This is a genomic window from Arthrobacter sp. NPDC055138 (assembly GCF_053607305.1).
In genome coordinates, this window is the sequence record NZ_JBSGTH010000003.1 from 412,273 (window position 1) to 419,587 (window position 7,315).

5 protein-coding genes are annotated in these 7,315 nt (G+C 67.8%); 3 read left to right on the forward strand and 2 right to left on the reverse strand.

Annotated elements, in window-relative coordinates:
• Window position 1: 1 nt before the first annotated feature.
• Both ACWF5H_RS10080 and ACWF5H_RS10085 read right to left on the reverse strand, forming a co-directional pair.
• Window positions 2-1,648 (reverse strand): AAA family ATPase, encoded by a 1,647-nt coding sequence (locus ACWF5H_RS10080; RefSeq protein WP_452036583.1) that lies wholly within the window; start codon window positions 1,646-1,648, stop codon window positions 2-4.
• Window positions 1,649-1,716: 68 nt separating this feature from the next.
• Complete coding sequence (locus ACWF5H_RS10085; protein WP_452036585.1) at window positions 1,717-2,574, reverse strand: hypothetical protein; 858 nt, start codon at window positions 2,572-2,574, stop codon at window positions 1,717-1,719.
• Between the two features lie 132 nt (window positions 2,575-2,706).
• On the opposite strand from ACWF5H_RS10085, the gene purH reads away from it, so the two are divergent.
• The 3 genes from purH to ACWF5H_RS10100 all read left to right on the forward strand — a co-directional run bounded on the left by purH (window position 2,707) and on the right by ACWF5H_RS10100 (window position 7,239).
• Window positions 2,707-4,395, forward strand: a complete 1,689-nt coding sequence (purH, locus tag ACWF5H_RS10090) for a bifunctional phosphoribosylaminoimidazolecarboxamide formyltransferase/IMP cyclohydrolase (protein ID WP_452036587.1) — start codon at window positions 2,707-2,709, stop codon at window positions 4,393-4,395.
• A gap of 136 nt (window positions 4,396-4,531) precedes the next feature.
• Entirely contained in the window at window positions 4,532-4,795 is a 264-nt protein-coding gene (locus tag ACWF5H_RS10095; RefSeq protein ID WP_452036589.1) for a hypothetical protein, read from the forward strand.
• Window positions 4,796-5,013: 218 nt separating this feature from the next.
• Window positions 5,014-7,239, forward strand: coding sequence for an NADP-dependent isocitrate dehydrogenase (locus tag ACWF5H_RS10100; RefSeq protein ID WP_452036590.1), 2,226 nt, complete (start codon window positions 5,014-5,016; stop codon window positions 7,237-7,239).
• Window positions 7,240-7,315: the final 76 nt, after the last annotated feature.

Here is a 7,315-nt window from a genome sequence, read left to right on the forward strand (position 1 = left end):
TCTAGAAGTCCACGGTGCGGCCGCCGCGGATGGGTTGGCCCGACGCTACGGCCGGCCGGGGGCCGGTGGCTTGCTGCGGGTCAGCCGGATGCCGGGTGCCGGTGTCCAGATCCTCGCTGCCGGTGGCTCCGACCGCCCGCAACGCCGCCCATTGCCGGATGGCGCTGACCTCCTCCGCCTGGGTGATGGCCAGCGGGATCATGTTGGCTACTGCGCGCTGCAGGTCGGCCAGAAGCACGTGGCGGCGTTCGGCGTAAGCGTCGAAGAGCGCGGCGACCACGGCCTGTTCGATCTCCGCGCCGGAGTAGTTCTCCGACGCGTCGGCGAGGAGTTCGACGGCGGCTGGATCGTTGGCGATGGCGCCCAGCTGGTTGGCCGTGGTGGCCTGTCCGGTCATCTGGATCTGCCAGATCACCCGGCGTTCGGCGTCACTGGGCAGGTCCACGAAGAAGATCTCGTCAAACCGGCCCTTGCGCATGAACTCCGGCGGCAGCCGGTCGATGTTGTTGGCGGTGGCGACGACGAAGACCGGATGGCGTTTCTCCTGCATCCAGGTCAGGAAGGACGCGAAGACCCGGGCTGAGGTGCCCGAATCGCCTTCGCCGTTGGTGCCGGCGAAGCCCTTCTCGATCTCGTCGATCCACAGGATGGCCGGGGAGATGGCTTCGGCAGTGGCGATGGCGTTCCGCATGTTCTGCTCGCTGGAGCCGACCAGCCCGGAGAAGACCCGGCCGATGTCCATGCGCAGCAGCGGCAGCCCCCAGCCCGAAGCCATCGCCTTGGCGGTCAGGGACTTCCCGCAGCCGGGTACGCCGGTGATCAGCACGCCCTTGGGGGAGGGGAGGCCGAAGTCCGCTGCCGCATCCAGCCAGGATCCCTGGCGTTTGGCCAGCCAGCGCTTTAGGTTGTTCAGGCCGCCGACCTCGTCGAGGCTGATCTTGACGTCCACATAGTCCAGCAGCCCGGACTTGCGGATGGTCTGGCGCTTTTCGTCCAGCACCACCCGGACGTCGTCGGCGGTCAGCTCGCCGTCGTCGACCATGGCGCGGGCAAAGGCGTTCTCTGCCTCCGCCATGGTCAGGCCGAGCGCCGCCTGAACCATGTTCTCTTGGTCGGCGTCGCTGAGCTCGACCTTGATCCGTCCGCCGTCGGAATTCTGGCTGATCATGTGGGTGAGCATGGCTTGGATCTCGGCATGGCTGGGCAGCGGAAAATCCACCAGCGTGACGGACTTGTCCAGTTCCGGCGGAATCCGCAGCAGCGGCGCCACGATGATCAGCACCCGCCCGGCGCTGCCCTGCCGGAAGGCGGCGGAGATTTCGCGGACCTTCCGGACCACTTCGGCGTCCGCCGGACGCTGGTCGGTGCCGAAGTAGGCGTGCAGGTCGAAGAAGATGAAAACGCCGGGGTCGTGCGCGCCGAGCACCCGGTCCAAGGCCCGGGCCGGGGCGGTGGTGTTGGACTGCTGGCCGTCGCTGGGGGAGATCAGCCCGCTGCTGGCGTTCCAGGTCCACACCGGCCGCGGCGTACGCAGGGCGGCGGCGCACTTGAGCACTTCGGCGTGCACTCGTGCTTCCTCGTGGCTCTCCACGTACAGCACGGGGATGCGGGCCTTGAACGCTTGGTCAAGCGTTTCGGCAAACGACATGGGTGTCTCCCTTTGAAGGAACTGAATCGGGATCTGGCTCTACTTTAGGCACACTTCAGGCGCGGTCCTCAGTGGCCCACTCGGAAGCTCCATCTGCCGTCGGTGGTGTCCACCAGGAAATAGGTCACCGGGTATGGCTGCCAGGAGAACCTGGTGGAGTTGGTGCCGATCTTGTTGACCACCAGGTTCCGGCGCGATTCCTGCCAGGTGTAGACGGCGATGTTGGATTCACCCTTGTAGGTGAATTCGGCCAGCACTTCCTCGCCCTCGTAGCGCACCAGTGCCGGGCCGTTGCCGGAGACCGTTCCGTCTTCCAACTCGGCATAGGGGACCGGCCGGACCTCTAGCTGCCAGTCGCCTTCAGCCTCGATGGCGAGGGTGAACTCCTCCCGTGCCGGGGCCAGGAGCCCGGCGGCCGGTTCGGCCCGGTCGGCGGAGCTGTAGAGAAAGTGGACTGGCCACTCCGGATTGTCCGGGTCGTCCACCGCCACGCTGACATCGACGCCGCTGTTGACCACGATCTCGAACGGCCCGTCGTAGCCGGCCGGGCGCTGGTAATCGATGGCGGCGTTGCCGGAGCCCGAGTAGCTGCCGGCCCGGTCGGATTGCACCGGGGTTTCGTCCTCCGGCGCCGGCCCGGCGCTCGCAGCAGTCCCGCTGCCGCCGTCGCCCCCGCTGCCCGCGTCGCCCCCGCTGCTTGCGTCGCCGGGGACGGGTGCGGCACCCGCGTCGCCCCCTGCAGGCTCGGGTTCCGCCGCCGACTGTGCGGCGGAACCTTGGTCCCAGTCGGCGCTGAACAGGTGCGGCAGCAGCCGCGGCGCGGCAAAGGCCAGCGCTCCGCCGAGGACCAGCAGCCCGACAAGCCACACCGCCAGTGAAAAGCGGCCGATCCGCAGTGCCGCGTCCTCCGCCGCCGGTGCTGACATGTTCTTCTGTTCTCCTTCTGCTGCCCTTCATGAGGTTACCCACACCGCGGGCCGGCTTCACAGTCGGTGCCGGAGAGGGGCCCGACGCTAGACTTGGACCATCCCCGAAGCCATCCATCCTTGGAGATTTGCGTGAGCTTGAAGCAGCTTGACCGTGTTCCCATCCGCCGTGCGTTGATCTCGGTGTACGACAAGACCGGGCTGGAGGAGCTGGCGCAGGGCCTGCACACCGCCGGGGTCAGCATCGTGTCCACCGGCTCGACGGCGAAGAAGATTGCCGCCGCCGGCGTTCCGGTCACCGAGGTCTCCGAGATCACCGGGTTCCCGGAATGCCTGGACGGGCGGGTCAAGACCTTGCACCCGCGCGTCCACGCCGGCATTCTGGCCGACCGTCGGCTGGACGACCACATCAGGCAGCTCAAGGAGCTCGACGTCGAGCCGTTCGACCTGGTGGTGGTCAACCTCTACCCGTTCGTGCAGACCGTGAAGTCCGGCGCCAGCCAGGACGAGGTTGTCGAGCAGATCGACATCGGCGGACCCTCGATGGTGCGCGCCGCCGCGAAGAACCATCCGAGCGTGGCCGTGGTCGTCGATCCGGCCGGCTACGGCGATGTGGTGGAGGCTGCCGCATCCGGTGGCTTCGACCTGAAGACCCGCCGCCGGCTGGCGTCGCTGGCGTTTGCGCACACCGCCGCCTATGACACCGCCGTGGCCAAGTGGACTGCCGAGCAGTTCGGCGATGACGCCGAGGCTGCCGAATCCGGCTCGGCCGGGGCGCCGAAGTTCCCGCCCTACGCGGGCCTGGCGCTGGAGCGCTCGGAGTCGCTGCGCTACGGCGAAAACCCGCACCAGGCCGCCGCGCTGTATGTGGAGGCCGGCGCGGAGCCCGGCATCGCCCAGGCCGTGCAGTTGCACGGCAAGGCCATGAGCTTCAACAACTATGTGGACGCCGACGCCGCCGTGCGGGCAGCGTTCGATTTCGCCCAGCCTGCCGTTGCAGTGGTCAAGCACGCCAACCCGTGCGGCATAGCCGTTGCCTCCCCGGGCGCCGCGGATCCGATCGCCGATGCGCACGCCAAGGCGCACGCGACCGACCCGGTGTCCGCGTTCGGCGGCGTCATCGCGGCAAACCGGACGGTGACTGCCGGCATGGCCAACACGGTCAAGGACATCTTCACCGAGGTAGTCGTGGCCCCGGGCTTTGATCCGGAAGCCGTCGAGATCCTGGCGCAGAAGAAGAACATCCGACTGCTCGTCCTGCCCGAGGGCTTCGCCCGGGACACGGTCGAATACAAGCAGGTCTCCGGCGGCATGCTGCTGCAGGCCTCGGACCGGATCGATGCCGACGGCGACGACCCCGCCAACTGGACGCTGGCCGCCGGCGAGGCCGCCGACGAGGCGACGCTGGCCGATCTGGCCTTCGCCTGGCACGCGGTGCGCTCGGCCAAGTCCAACGCCATTCTGGTCGCAGCCAATGGTGCGGCCGTGGGTATCGGAATGGGCCAGGTCAACCGGCTCGATTCCTGCCGGCTGGCCGTGGAACGGGCCAACACCCTGGGCGTGGCGGTCGGCGGCGGAGCCGACGCTGCCGGTGGGGCGGCCAACGTGCAGGACGCCGGAGCGCCCGAGCGGGCCCGCGGTGCCGTGGCTGCCTCCGACGCCTTCTTCCCGTTCGCCGACGGGCTGCAGATCCTCATCGACGCCGGCATCCGCGCCGTGGTGCAGCCGGGCGGATCCGTCCGCGACGAGGAAGTAGTGGCGGCGGCCCAGGCGGCCGGCATCACCATGTACTTCACCGGAGCGCGCCACTTCTTCCACTAGCAAGTGCCGTCCCCGGCGGCTTCCGCGCGGGAACGGATCCGAAGACCATAGGCGGCATGCTTGCCAGTACAGTGCCGGACACATAGGTTCAAGGGGAACCGGTGTGTCCGGCACCGGCGGTTAAAGGAGGCACACTGTGCTGGCGATGCAAACCACGGCGGCGGGAACGGGCGACATCTGGCTGGGCGTGGTGATTGTGGTGGTCCTCGTGGCCGGGGCCGTGGCCTTCTTCGTGACATCCAAACTGCGCAAACCGCGCTCCTATGAGTCGGCCGGCCGGCATGACGCCGTGCGGGAGGCCGAGGCAACCCGGCCGGGCGGCGGCAGCAAGGACACCCATCTGGAACAAGGCAACGCCGCGCACCGGTCGCAGGTCTTTGGTCCCGGCACCGGACTCTGAGGCAAGCCGCCTCCGGAAGGTTGGGCGCCGCCGTCGTGCTTGGGACCCGGCAGGGGAGCGGCCCAAAGGTGGGTGAGATGGGCCGCACTGCGCCTGCCCGCCGCTGTTCTGCATGAAGGGTGCGCGTCTTCGACCGGGACCGATTCAGCCTCCTCGGGTAAATTGGAGGAGTTGAGTAAACACTGAAGACCCACTTTTTGCAGGGAGACGCCTCACCCATGGCCAAGATTATCTATACCCACACCGACGAAGCGCCGATGCTGGCCACGTATTCGTTCTTGCCGATCGTTGAGGCCTACGCCTCCACGGCGGGTGTGGAAGTGGAGACCCGCGACATCTCGCTCGCCGGCCGGATCATCGCCGTTTTCGGCGACTACCTCACCGCGGAGCAGCGGATCGGCGACGCCTTGGCCGAACTGGGCGAACTGGCCAAGCAGCCGGAAGCCAACATCATCAAGCTGCCGAACATCAGCGCCTCCGTTCCGCAGCTGAAGGCGGCCATCAAGGAACTGCAGGACCACGGCTACGCGCTGCCGGACTACCCGGACGATCCCTCCTCCGACGAGGAGAAGGACATCCGCGCCCGCTATGACAAGATCAAGGGCTCCGCGGTCAACCCGGTGCTGCGCGAGGGCAACTCGGACCGCCGCGCGCCGCTGTCGGTGAAGAACTACGCCCGCAAGAACCCGCACAGCATGGGTGCCTGGACCGCGGATTCCAAGACCAACGTGGCCACCATGGACGCGGACGACTTCCGCTCCAACGAGAAGTCCGTGGTGATCCCGGCCGACGGCAAGATCAAGATCCAGCTGGTGGCCGAGGACGGCACGGTCACGGTGCTGAAGGACTCCTTCCCGGTGCTGGCCGGCGAGGTCATCGACGGCACCGTGATGCGTGCCGCCGCCCTGGACGAGTTCCTGGCCGCCCAGGTTGCCCGCGCCAAGGAAGAAGGCGTGCTCTTCTCCGCGCACCTGAAGGCCACCATGATGAAGGTCTCCGACCCGATCATCTTCGGCCACGTGGTCAAGGCCTACTTCTCCGAGCTGTTCGAAACCTACGGCAACAAGCTGGCGGCAGCAGGCCTGAGCCCGAACAACGGCCTGGCCTCCATCCTGAACGGACTGGACGCGCTGGATCCCGAAGACCGCAAGGGTGTCCAGGAGCTGATCAACAAGGGCCTGGACCAGGGCCCGGCGATCGCCATGGTCGACTCGGACAAGGGCATCACCAACCTGCACGTCCCCTCCGACGTCATTGTGGACGCGTCGATGCCGGCCATGATCCGCACCTCCGGCCACATGTGGGGACCGGAGGGCCAGGAAGCCGACACGCTGGCCGTGCTGCCGGACAGCTCCTACGCCGGAATCTACCAAGTGGTGATCGACGACTGCCGCGCCAACGGTGCCTACGATCCGACCACCATGGGCACCGTTCCCAACGTGGGCCTGATGGCCCAGGCCGCCGAAGAATACGGCAGCCATGACAAGACCTTCGAGATCCAGGCCGCCGGCACCGTGCAGATTGTGGACGCGGCCGGAACCGTGCTGATCGAGCACCAGGTGTTCCCGGGTGATATCTGGCGCGCCTGCCAGACCAAGGACCTGCCCATCCGCGACTGGGTGAAGCTGGCCGTGACCCGCGCCCGCGCCAGCCAGACCCCTGCCGTGTTCTGGCTGGACGAGACCCGCGCGCACGACGCCAACCTGATCGCCAAGGTGACCGAGTACCTCAAGGAGCACGACACCGAGGGCCTGCAGATCGAGATCATGTCCCCGGTGGAGGCCACCGCCTTCACCGTGGAGCGCATCCGCAAGGGCGAGGACACCATCTCGGTGTCCGGCAACGTGCTCCGCGACTACCTGACCGACCTGTTCCCGATCTTGGAGCTGGGCACCAGCGCCAAGATGCTCTCGATCGTGCCGCTGATCAACGGCGGCGGCCTGTTCGAGACCGGCGCCGGCGGCTCCGCTCCGAAGCACGTCCAGCAGCTGCTCTCCGAGAACCACCTGCGCTGGGACTCGCTGGGCGAGTTCCTGGCCCTGGCGGTGTCCTTCGAGCACCTGGCCACCAGCACGGACAATGCCCGTGCCCAGATCCTGGCCGACACGCTGGACGCAGCTACCGGGACGTTCCTGCTGGAGAACAAGTCGCCCAAGCGCAAGGCCGGCGAGCTGGACAACCGCGGCAGCCACTTCTATCTGGCCCTGTACTGGGCACAGGAGCTGGCCAAGCAGACCGCCGACACCGAGCTGGCCGCGGCCTTCTCCGGCCTTGCCTCCGAGATGGCCCAGAACGAAGAGGCCATCGTCGGCGAACTCAACGCCGTTCAGGGTTCCCCGGTGGACCTGGCCGGCTACTACCGGCCGGACGAGGCCAAGGCCGCCGAGGTCATGCGCCCGTCGGCCACGCTGAACCGCATTGTGGCCACGCTGACCGAAGCGTAGCCACCGGAGCCGGGCGGCTGCGCCCGGATCACGGCCCTGAATAACGACGGCGGCCGGCGCACCTTCCGCGTGAAGG

Excerpts from the sequence above, each read along its gene's own strand:
- ACWF5H_RS10080 (WP_452036583.1), bottom strand. The coding sequence starts at position 1,648 with ATGTCGTTTGCCGAAACGCTTGACCAAGCGTTCAAGGCCCGCATCCCC.
- ACWF5H_RS10085 (WP_452036585.1), bottom strand. The coding sequence starts at position 2,574 with ATGTCAGCACCGGCGGCGGAGGACGCGGCACTGCGGATCGGCCGCTTT.
- ACWF5H_RS10100 (WP_452036590.1), top strand. The coding sequence starts at position 5,014 with ATGGCCAAGATTATCTATACCCACACCGACGAAGCGCCGATGCTGGCC.